25 protein-coding genes and 1 pseudogene are annotated in these 17,378 nt (G+C 49.0%); 17 read left to right on the forward strand and 9 right to left on the reverse strand.

Going from position 1 to position 17,378, the window contains the following annotated elements; translation table 11 throughout:
• Nucleotides 1–159, forward strand: a 159-nt coding sequence (locus ACI2I2_RS10080; RefSeq protein WP_404657942.1) for an ArsB/NhaD family transporter, incomplete at its 5' end; no start/stop codon positions are given.
• Between the two features lie 12 nt (nucleotides 160–171).
• Nucleotides 172–597: a glutaredoxin-dependent arsenate reductase gene (arsC, locus tag ACI2I2_RS10085; protein WP_039556180.1), complete on the forward strand. Its 426-nt coding sequence runs from the start codon at nucleotides 172–174 to the stop codon at nucleotides 595–597.
• A gap of 30 nt (nucleotides 598–627) precedes the next feature.
• On the opposite strand, the gene arsA is transcribed toward arsC, so the two are convergent.
• The 9 genes from arsA to ACI2I2_RS10130 form a co-directional block, all read right to left on the reverse strand.
• Entirely contained in the window at nucleotides 628–2,385 is a 1,758-nt protein-coding gene (gene arsA / locus ACI2I2_RS10090; protein ID WP_404657799.1) for an arsenical pump-driving ATPase, read from the reverse strand.
• 20 nt (nucleotides 2,386–2,405) lie between these two features.
• Nucleotides 2,406–2,768 carry an arsenic metallochaperone ArsD family protein gene (locus ACI2I2_RS10095; RefSeq protein WP_404657800.1) on the reverse strand — a complete coding sequence of 121 codons (363 nt, stop codon included), beginning with the start codon at nucleotides 2,766–2,768 and terminating at the stop codon, nucleotides 2,406–2,408.
• 75 nt (nucleotides 2,769–2,843) lie between these two features.
• Entirely contained in the window at nucleotides 2,844–3,389 is a 546-nt protein-coding gene (locus ACI2I2_RS10100) for a sigma-70 family RNA polymerase sigma factor (RefSeq protein ID WP_404657801.1), read from the reverse strand.
• A gap of 8 nt (nucleotides 3,390–3,397) precedes the next feature.
• Entirely contained in the window at nucleotides 3,398–4,111 is a 714-nt protein-coding gene (gene arsH, locus ACI2I2_RS10105; RefSeq protein WP_079927716.1) for an arsenical resistance protein ArsH, read from the reverse strand.
• 1 nt (nucleotide 4,112) lies between these two features.
• On the reverse strand, nucleotides 4,113–4,436 hold the full coding sequence (locus ACI2I2_RS10110) for an ArsR/SmtB family transcription factor (protein WP_404657943.1): 324 nt from the start codon (nucleotides 4,434–4,436) through the stop codon (nucleotides 4,113–4,115).
• Between the two features lie 174 nt (nucleotides 4,437–4,610).
• Complete coding sequence (locus tag ACI2I2_RS10115) at nucleotides 4,611–5,009, reverse strand: putative zinc ribbon protein (RefSeq protein WP_404657802.1); 399 nt, start codon at nucleotides 5,007–5,009, stop codon at nucleotides 4,611–4,613.
• A gap of 171 nt (nucleotides 5,010–5,180) precedes the next feature.
• On the reverse strand, nucleotides 5,181–5,834 hold the full coding sequence (locus ACI2I2_RS10120) for an inovirus Gp2 family protein (protein WP_404657803.1): 654 nt from the start codon (nucleotides 5,832–5,834) through the stop codon (nucleotides 5,181–5,183).
• A 386-nt stretch (nucleotides 5,835–6,220) separates the two neighbouring features.
• Complete coding sequence (locus ACI2I2_RS10125) at nucleotides 6,221–6,814, reverse strand: hypothetical protein (protein WP_404657804.1); 594 nt, start codon at nucleotides 6,812–6,814, stop codon at nucleotides 6,221–6,223.
• A 96-nt stretch (nucleotides 6,815–6,910) separates the two neighbouring features.
• Nucleotides 6,911–7,117 (reverse strand): helix-turn-helix transcriptional regulator, encoded by a 207-nt coding sequence (locus ACI2I2_RS10130; protein WP_404657805.1) that lies wholly within the window; start codon nucleotides 7,115–7,117, stop codon nucleotides 6,911–6,913.
• A 474-nt stretch (nucleotides 7,118–7,591) separates the two neighbouring features.
• Between ACI2I2_RS10130 and ACI2I2_RS10135 the strand changes: the two genes are divergently transcribed.
• The 15 genes and pseudogenes from ACI2I2_RS10135 to ACI2I2_RS10205 all read left to right on the forward strand — a co-directional run bounded on the left by ACI2I2_RS10135 (nucleotide 7,592) and on the right by ACI2I2_RS10205 (nucleotide 17,355).
• Complete coding sequence (locus ACI2I2_RS10135; protein ID WP_404657806.1) at nucleotides 7,592–8,476, forward strand: hypothetical protein; 885 nt, start codon at nucleotides 7,592–7,594, stop codon at nucleotides 8,474–8,476.
• 84 nt (nucleotides 8,477–8,560) lie between these two features.
• Nucleotides 8,561–9,436, forward strand: a complete 876-nt coding sequence (locus ACI2I2_RS10140; RefSeq protein ID WP_404657807.1) for a GTPase family protein — start codon at nucleotides 8,561–8,563, stop codon at nucleotides 9,434–9,436.
• A gap of 200 nt (nucleotides 9,437–9,636) precedes the next feature.
• Nucleotides 9,637–10,341 carry a WYL domain-containing protein gene (locus ACI2I2_RS10145; RefSeq protein WP_392495079.1) on the forward strand — a complete coding sequence of 235 codons (705 nt, stop codon included), beginning with the start codon at nucleotides 9,637–9,639 and terminating at the stop codon, nucleotides 10,339–10,341.
• Entirely contained in the window at nucleotides 10,341–10,910 is a 570-nt protein-coding gene (locus ACI2I2_RS10150; protein WP_103270123.1) for a hypothetical protein, read from the forward strand. The genes ACI2I2_RS10145 and ACI2I2_RS10150 overlap by 1 nt, the downstream gene beginning before the upstream one ends.
• Nucleotides 10,911–10,946: 36 nt before the next feature.
• A complete protein-coding gene (locus ACI2I2_RS10155) occupies nucleotides 10,947–11,399 on the forward strand; it encodes a YfjS/YafY family lipoprotein (protein ID WP_404657808.1) in 453 nt (150 codons plus the stop codon).
• Entirely contained in the window at nucleotides 11,396–11,845 is a 450-nt protein-coding gene (locus tag ACI2I2_RS10160) for an IrmA family protein (protein WP_014226752.1), read from the forward strand. The genes ACI2I2_RS10155 and ACI2I2_RS10160 overlap by 4 nt, the downstream gene beginning before the upstream one ends.
• A gap of 71 nt (nucleotides 11,846–11,916) precedes the next feature.
• Entirely contained in the window at nucleotides 11,917–12,147 is a 231-nt protein-coding gene (locus ACI2I2_RS10165) for a DUF905 domain-containing protein (protein WP_404657809.1), read from the forward strand.
• Nucleotides 12,148–12,245: 98 nt separating this feature from the next.
• The gene (locus tag ACI2I2_RS10170) at nucleotides 12,246–13,067 is read left to right on the forward strand and encodes a DUF932 domain-containing protein (protein WP_404657810.1); all 822 of its coding nucleotides are present in this window, start codon (nucleotides 12,246–12,248) and stop codon (nucleotides 13,065–13,067) included.
• Between the two features lie 30 nt (nucleotides 13,068–13,097).
• Entirely contained in the window at nucleotides 13,098–13,541 is a 444-nt protein-coding gene (locus tag ACI2I2_RS10175) for an antirestriction protein (RefSeq protein ID WP_404657811.1), read from the forward strand.
• Between the two features lie 12 nt (nucleotides 13,542–13,553).
• Nucleotides 13,554–14,096, forward strand: coding sequence for a DNA repair protein RadC (radC, locus tag ACI2I2_RS10180; RefSeq protein WP_404657812.1), 543 nt, complete (start codon nucleotides 13,554–13,556; stop codon nucleotides 14,094–14,096).
• Nucleotides 14,093–14,314 (forward strand): DUF987 domain-containing protein, encoded by a 222-nt coding sequence (locus tag ACI2I2_RS10185; protein ID WP_231838339.1) that lies wholly within the window; start codon nucleotides 14,093–14,095, stop codon nucleotides 14,312–14,314. The genes radC and ACI2I2_RS10185 overlap by 4 nt, the downstream gene beginning before the upstream one ends.
• Nucleotides 14,315–14,339: 25 nt before the next feature.
• A complete protein-coding gene (locus ACI2I2_RS10190) occupies nucleotides 14,340–14,696 on the forward strand; it encodes a type IV toxin-antitoxin system YeeU family antitoxin (RefSeq protein ID WP_404657813.1) in 357 nt (118 codons plus the stop codon).
• Between the two features lie 20 nt (nucleotides 14,697–14,716).
• Entirely contained in the window at nucleotides 14,717–15,085 is a 369-nt protein-coding gene (locus tag ACI2I2_RS10195; RefSeq protein WP_404657814.1) for a TA system toxin CbtA family protein, read from the forward strand.
• A gap of 358 nt (nucleotides 15,086–15,443) precedes the next feature.
• A pseudogene (locus tag ACI2I2_RS10200) lies at nucleotides 15,444–16,253 on the forward strand (tyrosine-type recombinase/integrase).
• Between the two features lie 142 nt (nucleotides 16,254–16,395).
• The gene (locus ACI2I2_RS10205) at nucleotides 16,396–17,355 is read left to right on the forward strand and encodes a hypothetical protein (protein ID WP_404657815.1); all 960 of its coding nucleotides are present in this window, start codon (nucleotides 16,396–16,398) and stop codon (nucleotides 17,353–17,355) included.
• Nucleotides 17,356–17,378 lie beyond the last annotated feature (23 nt).

Consider the following 17,378-nt stretch of genomic DNA (forward strand, 5'->3'; position numbering starts at 1 on the left):
ATTGGTAGCCTGGCAACGCTGCTCTGGCTGCATGTCCTTTCACAGAAGAACATGACCATCACCTGGGGATACTATTTCCGCACCGGGATCGTCATGACTCTGCCTGTGCTGTTTGTAACGCTGGCCGCGCTGGCGCTACGTCTCTCTTTCACTTTGTAATGAGATACTGATATGAGCAACATCACCATTTATCACAACCCAGCCTGCGGCACGTCGCGTAACACGCTGGAGATGATCCGGAACAGCGGTATCGAGCCTACCGTTATTCTTTACCTTGAGACTCCACCTTCACGCGATGAGCTGGTCAAACTCATTGCGGATATGGGCATTTCCGTCCGTGCTTTGCTGCGTAAGAACGTCGAGCCGTATGAGGAACTGGGTCTTGCAGAAGATAAATTTACTGACGACCAGCTCATCGACTTTATGCTGCAGCATCCGATTCTGATTAACCGTCCGATCGTAGTGACGCCATTGGGAACTAAACTTTGCCGTCCTTCGGAGGTTGTTCTGGATATCCTTCCAGATGCCCAGAAAGCGGCTTTCACCAAGGAAGATGGTGAAAAAGTCGTTGATGATGCAGGTAAAAGACTGAAATAAAGATGAAGGGGGCATTTGCCCCCTTTATTATTACTTAGCCATTTCTTCCAGCAGGTCAATACCAACCGGCTCTTCGCTCTGTAGCGCTGTTAATGCAATACGCTTTGCGTACTGCTCTTCCACATCAGAGATGAGAGGCAGCTCGCGGTTCGCCCTGGTCTTCAGGAAAGGCGAAGACGGTTGAGCAGCTGCCAGGCTGTTATTAACAACCCATGCCCACGGCTCGATGCCAGCTCGACGCAGATCCTGCTGCAGGTTAGCTGCTTCCAGTACAGGTGTCGTTTCGGCAAGCGTCACGATAATCACCTTCGTCTTCTCCGGGTCCTGCAACTGCATCATTGGCGTCATCACATGGTCATGTGTTTGCCCCATCTGGCGCACCATTTCCCGGTGGTAAGCTCCTGTTGCATCCAGTAGCAGAAGCGTGTGACCCGTTGGCGCGGTGTCCATAATGACAAAATGGTCGTCTGCCTCTTTGATGATCCGCGAGAATGCCTGGAAGACGGCGATCTCTTCAGTACATGGTGAGCGGAGATCTTCCTCCAGCACCGCCAGTCCTTCAGCGTCTAACCCTTTACCCTGATTTTCCAGTACAAAACGGCGATAACGCTCTGTCTCCACCTTTGGGTCAATACGGCTGACCTGAAGATTGGGCAGCGAGCCATCCAGCGTATAAGACAGATGTGCTGCCGGATCGGATGTGGTCAGGTGGACTTTGTGGCCACGTTTCGCCAGCGATACCGCGACTGATGACGCAACGGTCGTTTTTCCCACTCCGCCTTTACCCATCGTCATGACCAGCCCCTTGCCTGTCTGGCTGAGTTCATCCACCAATGAGGATAATTTCGGCAAATCCAGAGCATTCAGCGCGGTAGCAGAGAGTGCCGGTGCAGCTTTGCTCTCTGTAAATAATTCCCTCAGGGCTTTCAGACCGACCAGATTAAATGGCTTCAGATACAGTTGCGAACGGGGAAGATTAGCCAGATTATCAGGCATTGCCTGTAATGCTTTTTCTTCCCGGGCCAGAATACTTTGCGCTAGTGGGTCATCCTCACCTGCAAACGGCGGCAGCACACCATTGATGGCAAGGTGCTGATGCTGCAAACCGATAGCAAACAGCTCATCGTGCGTATGAGAAACCTCTTTCAGTGTTGAAGCCTGGGCTCGGGCAACCAGCACTAAGCGTGTGAGAGCTGCATCAGACAGCGCTTTAACCGCATCCGAATACTGGTGCTGTTGTTTCTCAAGCCCAACCAGAGGCCCGAGGTTAGCGGCGGCATCAGGATTCGCTTCCAGGTAACCGCTCCAGGCTCCCGGCAATTCAAGCATGCGGATGGTGTGACCGGTTGGCGCGGTATCAAATACGATATGGTCATATTTTTCCCGTAGCTCATGGTTGGTCAGCAGACCGGTAAACTCATCGAACGCGGCGATTTCCGTGGTGCATGAGCCAGAGAGCTGCTCTTCAATGCTGCTGACCACATCGGCTGGCATCAACCCGCGAACAGGGTCGAGCACACGGTCACGATAGGCTTGCGCTGCAGCCATCGGATCAACTTCCATCGCAGCAAGATTTTCTACAGTACTAATATCTGTGATTCGGTGGCCGATAGTCTGGCTAAAGACCTGGCCGACATTGGAAGCCGGATCGGTACTCACCAGAAGCGTTCTCTTACCCTGATCGGCCAGCCATACCGCAGTAGCACAGGCCAGAGATGTTTTACCCACGCCACCTTTACCGGTGAAGAAGATGAATGGGGGAATGTCGTTTAAAAATGGCATATTCATCAGTGATAGCTCCTCTGGAATTAAGGCATACGTGGAATGCTGCAGCAACGCGGTTGTGCGCTGTCTTCACTCCAGTCCTGAGTCAGCGGAATACCTGCCCAACGGGCGATATCTTCATGAGTTGGCAGTTTGCCTGCCATCACGAGCTTCCCGTCGAGCAAGGTGACAGGGAGGGATTCCATCCCTGATGTGTTCAGAAACTCTTTGATGACAGGGGCTTTCAGGAACTGCTGCGGGTTTTTCGCAAGGCTGTAGCGCTGAATATCAACACCATTCTTTTTCGCCCATTCGGCGCTGGCATTCCATTTGACGGCTTCGTCGCTCACCACAACACTGCTGGTTGCGCAGCAGCCTGCTGCTTCAAAGATCTCAATTTTTGACATGGATTGTTTACCTCAGTGTTTAGTCATTTGGCTTTACACTGAGGTAAACGAAGGTGGAGGGAAAAAGATGCGCGATTAACTCATTTTTTTGTGACAGCAGACGGGAGAAGAGTCATCCGCCTCAATCTGGCAAAGTTCTGTCATCGTTTCTTTCAGGTGCTTTCTGGCCCGAAGCAGACGGGATTTAAATGCCGTAAGCGTGATTCCCAGTTCATCGGCCAGGGACTGCTGAGGACGCCGGTTAAGGTCGGACTCTTCAATTAACCACCGCTCATCTTCGGGTAAAGCCTGTAATGTTTCAGGCAGGCAAATATCCAGCGTTGAGATTGCATCAGGGGATGCATCTGTTAATGGGGCATCTTCTTCCAGCTCAACAAACTCCCTGGTAGTGCGGTACTCATCAATCAGCAGATTCCTCGCTGCCCGATACAACCAAGCTCGCGGATTCTCCATTTCACAAAAACTGTCCGAATGAGCGCGGACACGCAGAAAAAGCTCTTGCAGAAGGTCTGCTGCTTTTTCGCTATCACCTGTCTTCGATGTCAGAAAGCGAGAGAGTTCGGCTTCATGTTGCCGCCAGAACGCGCTCATGCAGTTGTTGAATGCCGTTACATCACTCATACCAGCCCTCAAATTTTGCTCTGATTAACCCGCCGGGAAAGTTCTTCTGCAGACTCTTTTCGTTCGCTGTAGCGATCAACGAGATAGGCTGAGTTACCTCGGGTCAACAGAGTAAATTTCACCAGTTCTTCCATCACATCCACGATGCGGTCGTAATAAGACGACGGTTTCATACGTCCATCTTCATCAAACTCCTGCCAGGCCTTTGCCACAGAGGACTGATTCGGGATGGTGATCATCCGCATCCAGCGGCCAAGAATGCGCATCTGGTTTACGGCATTGAAAGACTGAGAGCCACCGCAGACCTGCATGACGGCCAGCGTCTTACCCTGAGAAGGGCGAACAGCGCCTTCTGATAATGGTATCCAGTCAATCTGGGCCTTCATGATACCGGTCATCGCACCATGACGTTCAGGGGAGCACCACACCATCCCTTCGGACCAACGAACCAGCTCGCGCAGCTCCATGACTTTAGGATGCGAGTCAGGCGCATCATCAGGAAGAGGCAAGCCAGAAGGATTGAAGATCCGCACCTCTGCGCCCATGGCAGTCAGCAGCCTTGCTGCTTCCTCAGTTGCCAGTCGGCTATATGAACGTTCACGTACAGAACCATACAGCATCAGGATACGAGGAGGATGGGGAACGGCAGGAATGCCGAATCTTGCCTCTGTGATTGAGGTGTCAAACAAACCCGAATCAACATTCTTCAGATCACCTGTCATTTTACTTCTCCGTCTTCTGGGGCTGGGTGAGGCAGTCATCAGTCCCTGAGCAGCATTCTTCTGTCAGGAAGGTAATGAGAGCCTCAAGGTTTTCATATCGAGCATGGCAATAGAGCGTTCTACCCTGCCGCTCCTGGTGTACCAGGGAGACTGATATCAGCGAGGAAAGATGATGGCTCAGCGTAGAGGCAGGGATGTCGAGCCGCTTCTGCAGTTCGCCAACCGGTAACCCTCCATGTCCGGCTTTAACCAACTCTCTGTACACGCTCAGACGCGTAAGATGACCCAGTTCTTTCAGGGTGTCTGCTGCTTTTGAAAGCTCCATTTGCATCTCATTTCTATATTTCCGGAAATATGGGAATAATAACTTATTTTCCCAAGAAGCCATAGTCAACATGCCTGAGAGTCGAACTGGAGAAACGACTTAATCTGCAACGGAGGTTCTAGTGGTTACTATTTTTAGCCAGAGTTGAAGGGCTGTTCCACTGCTGGTAGGGCATCACACATAGCATGATTCTGCACTCAGTTTGAGGCTAAAGCACCCTGTCTGGCAGCTAAGGCAGTATCGTTCCCCATGATAATCGGAATCACATAGCGAACAATGCCAGCTGTCTCTGAACACTACAGGGGTGACATTAGGCAAAAATCTTCGCAAACGATGTACCAATCTAGTCTCATGCTTGTCAGGATTTGCGTAAGGGCAGTGCTGCTGTCCATTTACCGTCATGTTGTTGCTGACATGTTCAAACCATGGTCGCTCTGTGTCATACGCAGGATGATACATAAGTGGGCTATCGCAGAGATGGCAAGTATAGCGGTCGTATGGTGCAGTCTGCGCCGTTCTGGCACCTGTCAGACGACCATTACCGTCGAGAGCGAGAAAGGATTTGGCAAACATTTTCGTGACTCCAGCCAGACAACACGCAGGCGTAAGCCGTCCCTGAAGGGCAGACAGACGCCATGCGGTTGAATGGATTAAAGGGATTTAAAGGGGAATTACGGTGTGGTTGTCACACTATGGCGTTGTGGCGTAAATAAATCGCCATCAGCAAAACGGATGTAGGGAATATCAGCCCTGACTGCAGCCGAATGAGCGTTCGGTACTGCTGTAGTGCTTGGTGCGATGCTTTGCCATGTAGCTTAGTCGGAAAGTCAGTGCATTCAGTCTTTCCCTGAAATCCAGTCTATTAAGGCTCAGGAATGCCATTGGGTTATTCGGAAAATGGACCAACGTTCTGTATTCCGGCCAGTCTCGTAGCTTCATTGCACTCAGCCAGGCGTTCTGGATCATTGAGGCCAACCCCGTCCCTTTCTCGTTGTAGCCTCCAAGGCAGTTGAACGTATCGGTATTGACGAAAAGAGCCAGGTGGTAATGCTTCTTGCCGCCGAGTTCCGGTTGCTCAAGAACCCAGACATAACGAACAGAGCAACGGTGAGTGCGTTTGCCTTCCCTCGCTTTTTGGCGCTGGTAAAAGACAATCTGCTCTTTCAACGACTCGATAAAGCGGGACATTAGCCCCGGGCTTAAGTCAGGATTGCAGAGTATGCTGTCGCTTACATCCCCGTATTCAGGTAGGTGCAGATCAGCCCTGACGACAGTGGTCTGCGGATGGTCCCGTAGGGCGTTGCAGATAACCCCTTCGATACGGTTCAGATACCGTTGGTTAAAAGGTTTGTGCTTTGTGTCCACCATCATTGGATGGATGTCATTGAATAAAATCATAATGGTTTCCTTCGACTGCCGGGAACAGCACGTACAGTGCTCCTGAAACAAAGACAGGCATGGTGATTGGGGGATATCCAGGAGTAACGCTGACAGGTGATACTGATCACAGGCGTTGATTGTTGGTCAGGATACGACTGAGAAAGCCATAGGTTCTTGCTGATTAAGTATGGCTAACTGTTTGTATGATATGGGTATTTATGGGTCGTTAGGTACTGACTAAATAGGTATATATTACCTATCCGACACAATTGCAGATGCAAGAGACCTTATGGCACAAGGCGTAATTGCTTGTTTTATAGGCAATATTCACTCCGAAGTTAGCTGTCCCATAAAACAGGCATTTTTCATGGTGTAGCAATGTCTCCCGTCAGCGTCTCAAATGGTTATATCAGTGGTTCTGCAGTCGTCCGCCATGCAAAGCATACGTACTCGTCCATCAGGCTGGCCAGGGCTGGGTTTTCTGCCTGCCGATCGTTGATCCAGAAGTCCATCTCTTTGCTCTTTTTGAACCTGAGATTTTCGCTCCAGTCATCAAGACTATTTCCCAACATCAAATCGTACCAGCACAGCCAGACCAGTTTCAGGCGCAACTCGCTACCACTAAATTGCCGGAACAAACTGATGAGTTTATTTGCCAGAGAACGTTGCTTTAAACGCACGCACTCAGACAGCAAAATCCCCTCCAGCATTGGATGGTGAGCCAGCAGATGCTCTTGGGTAAATAAACTGACGCTTAAATCATCACTGACTGCCAACGAGGCTTCTGTTCTTCCATAAATAATCCTATGCAGGCACTGAGGGACAATGGCAATAACATCTTCCTCTCCCGAAAATTTAAGACTTCCAACTGTCAGGCTATGATGGTGATAGATGTTCTGGTGGCACATACCTGACCTGACAGTCAGCTTCGTAAAATCCGTCAACCATGTCTGGTAATATTTATAGAGTTCTTCGTAACGCGGTTTGTAGTCTTTCATGGGGTTTATTCCTTAAAGCTTAAATTTCAGAAGGCAGAAAACCTCCGGGCGAACCGGGTGGTTATTTTCTTCTTAGAGGTTTGGTTCAGGGGGAGGCTATTTACGGGACTGAGTTATACGATCCTGAAGCCAAGTCTCAACTTCGCTTTTTAACCATCGGGAGCTTCTACCCAGTTTGATAGGTTTGGGAAAGGCTCCGTCCTTAATGAGCTTATAAATCCACTTATCTGTCATTTGAAACAGCGTGGTTATAAATGCCATGTCAACGAACTGGTCTTCGGTAAGTGAGGGACGAGTAATCATGATGGATATCTCCGGTTATGAAAGGTAAGCCGGATTAGTGAAGTTTGATAACGACGACTGCTCCGGGACATATCCATGTGGAGATACGTAAAAAAAGCGAGTTATGTTTACCTCTGTTCCTACCTTGGTATCAATGCTGGTTTTTTTCAAAGATAGAAGATAATGAAGTGTTATTTTCTGGGGCTGTAATTTTCACTCCGGATGAAATTAACCGCTACGTATAGTGAAAATGGTTAAAAATATAAATGAAGTAATGCAAGCTGATTGTGGGCTGATAAAGGCTGCAACAATTTCTGTATAACTTTGAAGAGAGAATGGCAATCATCATCCTCATTTGCATGTGTAAACCACATCACATTACTGTCGTTTTTCCCTAGATCTTACACATGAAAGTTATTGATATGCAGTGTGGAGTTATGCTAAAAGTCATTGATTCACTGTAAATCACTTAGTGATATCAAGGAAGGTGCCGGTATGGTTAAGATAGTGGGAAATGACAGTAGTAAGATAAGGAATCTTGAAAACAAACTTATTGCAATTGGTTATCATTTTCAATCAAATGGGATGGATAAAGATTACCGAGCCTATCAGGTGAGGGTTTTCAATTATCTTATTTCGCTGAATAAATCAGAGCCGGAAATTAATGCTTTCTTTGCTAAAGTAGATAACAGTTATACAAGCGGCTTTCCATCCGAAAATGAACTGGATTGGTATCGTAATGATCCACGAGCAAGCTTGTGGTTGGCTTGTGTATTATATGAAAAATTAGAATCAGAAACTCCTGAATACAATAGCGGTTTTTTATCCCCTGCGTCATTACAACCCAGTCATGATGTAAGAATTGATGCAATACGTCGCTGCATGGATGAATGGCCTATATTTTATATAACACAGTCTGACTTTATGAAGGATCGAAGTATTGAGTGGGCTGGGTTACTTGATCAGCATGATTTATTCAGAAGTGTTAGATCCAGTAAAGTTGATGTCTGTTCCTGGTTAAGGGATTACTTAAAGGGGAATACATCAATAGGTCTGAAACGTATTTGTGGTAATTCTCCCGAGGAAATAATGTCGTGGTGCTATGCTAGTTACTTTATGTGGAGAAAAAGCAACCTGCATTCTCCGGATTCTGTCGAACTGTTCATTAGAAAGTTTAAGAGCGCCTGGTCTACACAGAAGAACAGGAATAAAAATAGAGAAGAGAAAAAACTTGTGACAATGAGTGTGAATATCTCTCAGCAAGTTCATGATATGCTGAGAGATATGTCTATGAAAGATACGATGTCAAATAACGCAATTATAGAGAGTGCCATTCTTAGGCTATATAAAAGTAAAAATACTAAAGAACACTCCAAATAATTTCAGACAGATATTATCTCAGTGAATCACCCGCATCCTTTACCGGATTGCGGGGCTTGTTATTTTTCACGCTGAGATCTTCGTATGCAAAAGTTGAACGGCCTTAAGGCCTTTGAGCAACCTCTGGCTTCACTGCCACACCCGTTTCGCAACCTTATCCTTGCACGTCTTTGCAGTCTCACTCAGTACGAGCCGGTAATCGGCATCATGGGTAAAACCGGAGCGGGTAAGTCGTCGCTCTGTAATGCACTGTTCCAGGGAGAGGTAACACCTGTGAGTAATGTTGAAGCTTGCACTCGCGACGTGCTGGGCTTCCGGCTCAGTAGTGGCTCTCACAGTCTTTTATTGGTCGACTTACCCGGAGTGGGGGAAAGTAAGGAACGTGACGAGGAGTACACCACGTTATACCGCCGGATCTTGCCCGAACTGGATTTGGTGTTATGGGTAATCAAAGCCGATGACCGGGCACTGTCATTAGATGAACACTTCTATCGCAAGGTGATGCTGGCGTATCAGCATCGAGTGCTGTTCGTGGTTAATCAGGCTGACAAGGCTGAACCGTGCCATCAGTGGAATGCCACCAGCAATACACCATCTCATAGCCAACAATCGACAATTGAGGCCAAGCGGAGCGCGGTGCAGCAGCTCTTCCTGCCGCACCATCCAGTCTGTGTTGTATCGGCCCGAACGGGTTGGGGGCTGGATGCGATGGTAGAGACGATGATGCGCAGCCTGCCTGACCGGGCCACCAGCCCACTGACAACACAACTGCACGGAAGGCTCTGCACCGAGCCGGTAAAAAAGCAGGCACGCGAGCGCTTTGGTCATGCCGTGGATGAAATGATTGGCACTGTGGAGTCATCATCTTTTCTACCAGAGCCTGTACGGGCTGTGATTCGAACCGTGCGGGAAGCCGTGGTGACAGTTGCCCATGCCGTCTGGGACTGGATTTTCTTCTGACAAACCGCGTATTGCGGACACTTCTTGTCCTTTCTGTGCTCAATTAATGAGCGATTAATGCACCTTCAATGCGCAAAGGCGCATTACAGCTGTAATCCTCGCACTGAAAAAATACGCCTTCCCATGTCCATACCCTGTCCAACCCCTTAGTTACACTAATCACTTAATTTTCAGCCTGTTAACGGGATGGAGAAAATCTAATGTCACAGACTGAGCGTCGCCATGAGCGGCTGGCGGTTCGGCTGTCCCTCATTATCAGCCGTCTTGTTGCTGGCGAAACACTGGATATGGGTCTTCTTGCCGCAGAGTTTGGTGTATCGCTCCGTACCCTCCGCCGCGATTTTCGTGAGCGACTGATGTACCTGGACCTGGAATATCGCGACGGCACCTGTCGTCTGCTTTCAGGTAGCCATCAGCGCGAACTGGCGGTGCTGACTTTTGCTCGTCAGTCAGGTGTGGAGGCCTTGTTTCCTGACATGGATAACCACATGGTCAGCTCACTGCTGAGTGGGCCCGGTGAGTCTCCGTGCCTCATATGGGCAGAATCGGAGTCATTGTCGCCGTCCAGGGCAGGCATATTTACACGCCTTGTCAGGGCCATATCAGAGCATCGTCGCGTGACGCTGCTGGCTGAAGGTTGTCGTTGCTCAGGGCTTGCACCATACCGCCTCGTACTCTGCGGCGGGCACTGGTATCTGACTGGAGAGCATCATCATCGCGTGGCGGTGTTTCCGCTGAAAGATATCCATGCGGTTACCTTGCACCCGGAACTGTTCGTGCCCGACCTTCAGATTCGTAACGTTCTCGCCGAACCGGAATTACTCAGAGCCCTTCCCCATTTTCACGTTTTTCACTCACTGCTCGCCAGAACCGGCGACGGTCTTTTACCTCATAAGGAATCATGATGAAGAAATTACTGACCACAACAGCACTGGCCGTCAGTCTCTGCGCTGGCGCTACCTTTCCGGCGTCTGCCGAAACTGTCGTGGGTACCGTCAAATTCTGGCAGTACATGCAGGCGGATGGCTGGAAATCGGCCGATGGCATGGATAACGACACGCTAAACAATACGCTCTATCAGGCCAGTGTGATTGGCAATTATCCCTGGACCAGGCAATTCCTGCTGCGTCAGCGTGGTGGTGGTGCTTATTTTCTCGCCGACAAGAAAACGCATACCGTGCGCAAGCTGAATCTGAAACCCGCCAGCGGTTATTACTCCGACCTGACATCGGTCTATCAGGGCGAAGACCAGGGGAAAGGGTGTTACTTCACTATCATCGACACCCAGTATCAGCTGGAACTGGCTGACGAACCTCACAGCAACCAGGTGCTTGCTGCATTCCCGGAAAACTGTGTCAACAAACAGCAGCAGGCTGCCCTGGCGGCGAAGCGTTCTGCCTCAGAGCAGAAATTGCAGCAGTGGGTAGCCCAACAGAGTCTGGCTGAGTTGTGCCGACGAACTGGCAACTGCTGAAGCAACGGAACGGACGAATAATAAGGAATCTGCACCATGAAGAAATTGTATCCACCTGTGCTTGCCGTTCTGACAGTTATCGGTGCAATGAGTGCCTCTGGCTGCGACAGCAAGGAAGATGCTGGCGTGAAAGCGATAGCCAGGTTTAAAGACCTGGCTCCACCACCATTCAGCAAGTTTGTCTCGCATAAATCCGATATTGCCCAGGAATGGGTAAAAAAGGATGCCTTCGGTACACCGCAATATACGGTGATTAAAACCCGCCAGTCACCGGAAGGATGTGAGTCAGGCAATTATTACTACATTGCTGATATGCAGCAGAAAACGGTGCAGCCACTGATGGCAGCCCTGTGCCTTGCGGACAATATCACTCTGAGCTTCAGAATTGAAACCGACAGCTATACGGGAGAAAAATCGGTGGTGTATTCGCACGATGGCAAGGAAATGGGAAAACTCTATCTGCCGGAGAATCAGGAGAAAAATCCATGAAGAAGCTGAAAGGCGTTATCTCAGTTTTCGCTCTGAGCCTTTGTCTGCTGTCACCGGCTCAGGCCGAAGAACAGCGTTACATCAGTATCCGCAACACAGACATGGTCTGGGTGCCAGGCAATGTCTGCGTCTGGCAGTTTCGCCTGGACAACGGCGGAAGTGGTGAAGGATTCGGGCCTTTGACACTTTCCCTGCGTCTGAAAGATAAAGGGGGGAACACGCTGGCCATGGGGAATATGGCAGTGGCTGCATTTGGCGACAGCGATGCCACTCGCTCTCAGGAAGCCTCGCTGGAGAACGAATGCGTGGAAAACGTTAGCTCCGTCGAAATCATGAAGGCAACAGAAGAGCGTAATGGTTACCAGATTGACCTGCCACTTTCCGTTTTCGACCCGCAGTACTACCGACCTGTACAAGTCACGGTTGTCGGTGGTAAGGCATCTTAGCCGATTTGCCATCTGTTTGATTCAGCCCCTGTCGCTTATGCCGCAGGGGCTTTTTGTTTTAAGGAGGCTGAGTGCATGAGCTCATTGAATTGCCTGTTGGACCGTTTACTCGCCAGCAGGCAGAGGCGGTTGCGTCTCAATATTCCAACGTTGCTATAGAGGACGACCTGGGGACACATTTCCGTCTGGTTATCTATCATGAGCGTTGCATGGTCTGGCGAGCCTGGAACTTTGAGCAGGATGCCGGTTACTGGCTGAACCGGTATATCACTCGTTATGGCATCCGCAAATTCCCTGCATAACCACCACCAGCACATCACCGATATAAACAAAGTCAGGCCACACCTCCCTCGGGAAGTGTGGCCTTTTGTATTTTTACCAACTGCATAAGGAGTTACCCATGCGATTAGCCAGCCGTTTTGGCCGTATAAACCAGATACGCCGTGACCGGCCTTTGACCCACGAAGAGCTGATAAGCCATGTGCCCAGCGTATTCGGGAGTGACAAGCATGAATCACGCTCAGACCGTTATACCTACATTCCGACCATCACCATCCTTGAAAGCCTGCAGCGGGAAGGCTTTGAGCCGTTCTTTGCCTGCCAGACGAAGGTTCGCGACCAGAGCAAGCGGGAACACACCAAACACATGCTTCGCCTGCGTCGAGCCGGACAACTGACCGGGCATCAGGTGCCGGAAATCATTCTTCTCAACAGCCATGACGGTTCGTCGAGCTATCAGATGCTACCGGGACTGTTTCGTGGCGTCTGTACCAATGGTCTGGTCTGCGGCCAGTCATTCGGGGAAGTGCGGGTACCGCATAAAGGTAATGTCGTCGAGAAGGTGATTGAAGGGGCTTACGAAGTGCTCGGGGTTTTTGACCGGGTGGATGAGAAACGCGATGCAATGCAGTCACTGGCGCTGCCTACACCAGCCCGACACGCAATGGCGAATGCCGCACTGAAATATCGCTTTGGGGAAGACCACCAGCCGGTCACGGTATCGCAGTTGCTGACTCCGCGTCGCCGGGAGGACTACAGCGATGACCTGTGGACTGTCTACCAACGCGTGCAGGAGAACCTGATGAAAGGTGGTCTGTCAGGGCGAACCGCACAGGGAAAAAGTAATCGCACCCGTGCTGTTACCGGTATTGACGGCGATGTGAAGCTCAACCGCGCCCTGTGGGTTATGGCAGAAAACATGCTCGAGTTTTTCGGGCGTTAAACAGCAGTTCCGGCATAAGGAGATAATTTAATGGATACACAAAACATTCAGTTCGCTGAGCGGACAGCAATTACCGCCTCAGTGCTCCCTGACGAGTTACGCATCGGCTTCTGGCCGCAGCACTTTGGCTCCATCCCGCAATGGATAACGCTTGAGCCCCGAATCTTTGCCTGGATGGACCGGCTGTGTGCCGATTATCACGGCGGTATCTGGAATTTTTCGACGCTCAGTAACGGTGGCGCTTTTATGGCTCCCGAGTCAGAGCAAGATGAAAAGTGGACAATGTTCAACAGCATGAATGGCAACGGCGCGGAACTTACTGGCGAAGCGGCAGGGATTGTCGCTTGCCTTATGGCATACAGCCACCATGCCTGTCGTACCGAATGTGGCGCGATGACTGAGCACTATTATCGCTTACGAGACTTCGCGTTGAACCATCCAGAGTGCAGCACCATTATGCATCTCATCGACTGAGTCATAGCGAACATGAATACCGCAATATCCCCACTGTTATCGCAGCCTGAACTCTTTCCACTGGCGATTATGGCCCAACATGGTTGCCTGTTACCGGCGACTTCCGGACTGACACCCTATGCCCAGCGCACTATTAGGCGCGCTATCAACCTGCTGGATAAATATCTGCGCCAGCCCGGTATAGCCTTTACCTCAAGCACTGCCGCTCGTGACTGGCTTCGGCTACAACTGGCGAGGCAGGAGCGGGAAGTGTTTATGGTGCTCTATCTCGATAATCAGCATCGTTTACTGGAGAGTGAAACGCTGTTCGCCGGTTCAGTTAACCATGTGCAGGTCCATTCCCGCGAGGTAGTGAAGTCAGCGCTTCGCTTCAATGCTGCAGCGGTCGTGCTGGCGCATAACCATCCCTCCGGTGATCCGGAGCCCAGCAAGGCCGATCGCCAGTTGACGGACAGACTAAAGGAGGTGCTGGAACTGGTTGATGTGAAGACGCTCGATCACTTGGTTGTCGGCCATGATGGCATTGTGTCGTTTGCAGAACGAGGCTGGATATGAAAATCATCAGTAAACGCCAGGCCATGGCCTTGTACCGACAGCACCCAGACTCCCGACTGTTTCGCTTCTGTACCGGCAAATATAAATGGTCTGGCAGCATCTGCCATTATGCTGGCCGGGAAGTTCAGGACATACGCGGCGTTCTGGCAGTGTTTGCTGAACGTCGTCAGGACCGCAATGGCCCCTATGTCATTCTTCGAAGTGTCACTCTCAATTAATCCTTCCCTTTAATCAGGAACAATAATGAACAATCACTCAGAATCCGGCACCAGGCCGGAGAATCCCGCCATCCAGCAGTGGGGACTTAAACGCGCTATTACACCCTGTTATGGCGCTCGTCTGGTACAGGAAGGCAGCCGGGTGCATTTTCTCGCTGACCGCGCCGGGTTTAATGGTGCTTTCAGCGACGAGGATGCGTTGAGCCTCGACCAGGCATTTCCATTAATACTCAAACAACTGGAACTAATGCTCATCAGTGGCGAGCTCAATCCCCGCTATCAACACAGCGTCGTGCTTTGCCACAACGGACTCACCTGCGAAGCCGATACGCTTGGTAGTTGTGGCTACGTATACATCGCCGTTTATCCCACTCAACGTTAATTATTTTCACGAGAGAAAAAATGAAATTTCTACCTGCAACAAATATGCGGGCGGCGAAGCCATGCCTGACGCCCGTGACTATCTGGCAAATGTTACTTACTCGTCTGCTTGAACAGCACTATGGTCTGATGCTAAGCGACACACCTTTTAGTGATGAAACCGTTATAAAGGAGCATATCGATGCCGGTATCACTCTGGCTAATGCCGTTAACTTTCTGGTAGAGAAATATGACTTAGTTCGTATCGATCGCAATGGATTTACCTCTCAGGTACAAGCACCATATTTGACTGCGACAGACATTCTTCAAGCCAGGAAAGCGTGCGGGCTGATGAGCCGGTGTTCTTACAGGGAGGTAAGTAATATTGTTCTTAGCCGATCACGGCTGTGAGGGGATGGAGATCTGCGAAGATTTCCACGATACGTGAAGAATTTGATGAGATTAACGACTCGATGAAAGTCTCATCGAGTCGCATGAAAAACAAGGTGGGGGCACAAAAGGGGGCATTTATAAAGATGAAACAAGAAAATATGTATGTTTATCAATGGTTATATGTGGTGTGTTATGTTCCTATTATCGCACCATTCAAGCATCTCTCAAAGTCTACTCAAGTTCACTAAAACTCCTTATGCTCTGCGCTTTACAGCTCCTTATAGTATTTTTACGCCTACTAGAGTTACCTGAAATCTAGGGTCGTTTGGGTACTTATGGGGGTATTTGCTGTTCGGTCTAAAGGAGGTACCCCTGAGTGAAACTAAACTCCCGGCAGGTGGACGCCTCCAAACCTAAAGATAGCCTTACACGCTGGCTGATGGTGGTGGCCTGTATCTCCTGATCAAACCTAATGGCGGCAAATACTGGCGGCTCAAATATCGTGTTGCCGACAAAGAGAAGCTGTTAGCGCTGGGTGTCTATCCTGAAGTCACTTTGGCCTATGCTCGGGTAAAACGTGAAGAAGCCAAAAGGGGTATCGATCCTATGGAAGCGAAACGGGAAGAGAAGATTGCCCGTGAAACTCAGTTAAACAACACCTTTAAAGATATTGCCTTTGAGTGGCACAGCAGCAAACTAAATATCACCGGCTTGCGTACTGGCGAACTCCGCGGGGCATTTTGGGATAAAATCAATATCAATAAGACGGCCTGGGAAATACCGGCCTCACGCATGAAAATGCATCGCCCTCATGTGGTTCCGTTGTCCGGACAAGCTCTTACGCTTATTGGCCAGATCCAAGAACTAACAGGCAATTACCTGCTTATGTTCCCTGGCCGTAACGATCCGCGAAAAATAATGAGTGAAGCTAGCATAAACCAAGTCTTTAAGCGGATTGGCTATGACGGAAAGTCACCGGGCACGGTTTCCGGCACACTATGAGTACCATCCAGCGTGAACAGAAACGCAACTGGTACGCGTCGACAAAAACTCTATTCGAGGTACGTACAACCACGCTCAATAGATAGACGGCCGCCGTGAAATGCTTCAATGGTATGCCGACTATATAGAGGCGCTGGAAAACGGCAAAAATGTTGTGGATGGAACGTTTGGGAAAAACGCTTAACTGTATGCATAGACAGTGTCAATTGACAGTAGTAGACTTCAGTAGACGAACAATAATTAGGCATTGTCTAGGCTGTTCACCGAAAACCCGCGCACCTCTGCGGGCTGACATAACCGAATAATCAGAGGGATGAGGTGGTGTAATGTCTGAAAATATTTTTATACCCTTTTCATTTTGCCGATTAAATAGGGCTTCTGATTTCTTGGGGATGAGTAATGAGGATCTACTTAGCCTTGCATTATCCGAGAAAATAATCCTTTGCGTTAGATTAGATGGTTTAAGTTCAGTACTTTTTGTCGATGGCAAACCCGATGAACTGGATGAATGGTATTTATCTTTAAAAAATGATAGCAGTGTATTAGCTGCTGCAAAGTATTTATCGAAATACACATCGTTTTCTATTGATCGACTTGCTTACGATGAAGGGAATGATGAATGCGTCTTTCATCCAAGGTTTTATCAAAGTTTGGATTCAATGGGCAATCCATTAGGGAATAAATCCCAAAGTCATAAAGGAAGAGGATATGGTCTCTGGGTTCCTCAGTTGCCGGTAATAAATACGATAATGAACTATGGACGTTCTTCTCTTTTATGGGGTTCTTTAGGTCTTTATCGTACAGATGAAAGCACACCTAGTTTATGTTTAATTCCTTTGCCGATAGATTCCGATAATAATGATAGTGATGATGAGGATGATAGCGATGAATATGAAGAAAGTTATCCATGCGTTGAAATAACTGTAAATGACTTGTGGATAACATCAGAGCAGGTGAGGAAATTATTAAACCATAATGGTGATTACAGCGATCTATCTGAGTGTAGTGATAATGAGACTTTCCTAACTAACGATTTGGTGCAAAAAGCAAACAAAAACAACCAAAGTGCTGAACGTCATGCAATAAATCGCGAGAAATTATACAAATATGCTATATGCTTATTATCGAAATATCCTGATGAATGTCGTGGGGAACGCAAGGAAATAAGTCCTGAAAAATGGCGTGATTGTATTATGGCTCGTCAAAGTGAGATACCTCCATTACCAATTACAAATGAAGATGTGATACTAAGACATCTTAGAGCTGCAGCAAATAACAAGGGGTAGAGTCAACTTACTCTACCGGTACA

Origin of the sequence: Scandinavium sp. NPDC088450, assembly GCF_044900545.1 — a bacterium.
Classification (GTDB): Bacteria; Pseudomonadota; Gammaproteobacteria; order Enterobacterales; family Enterobacteriaceae; genus Scandinavium.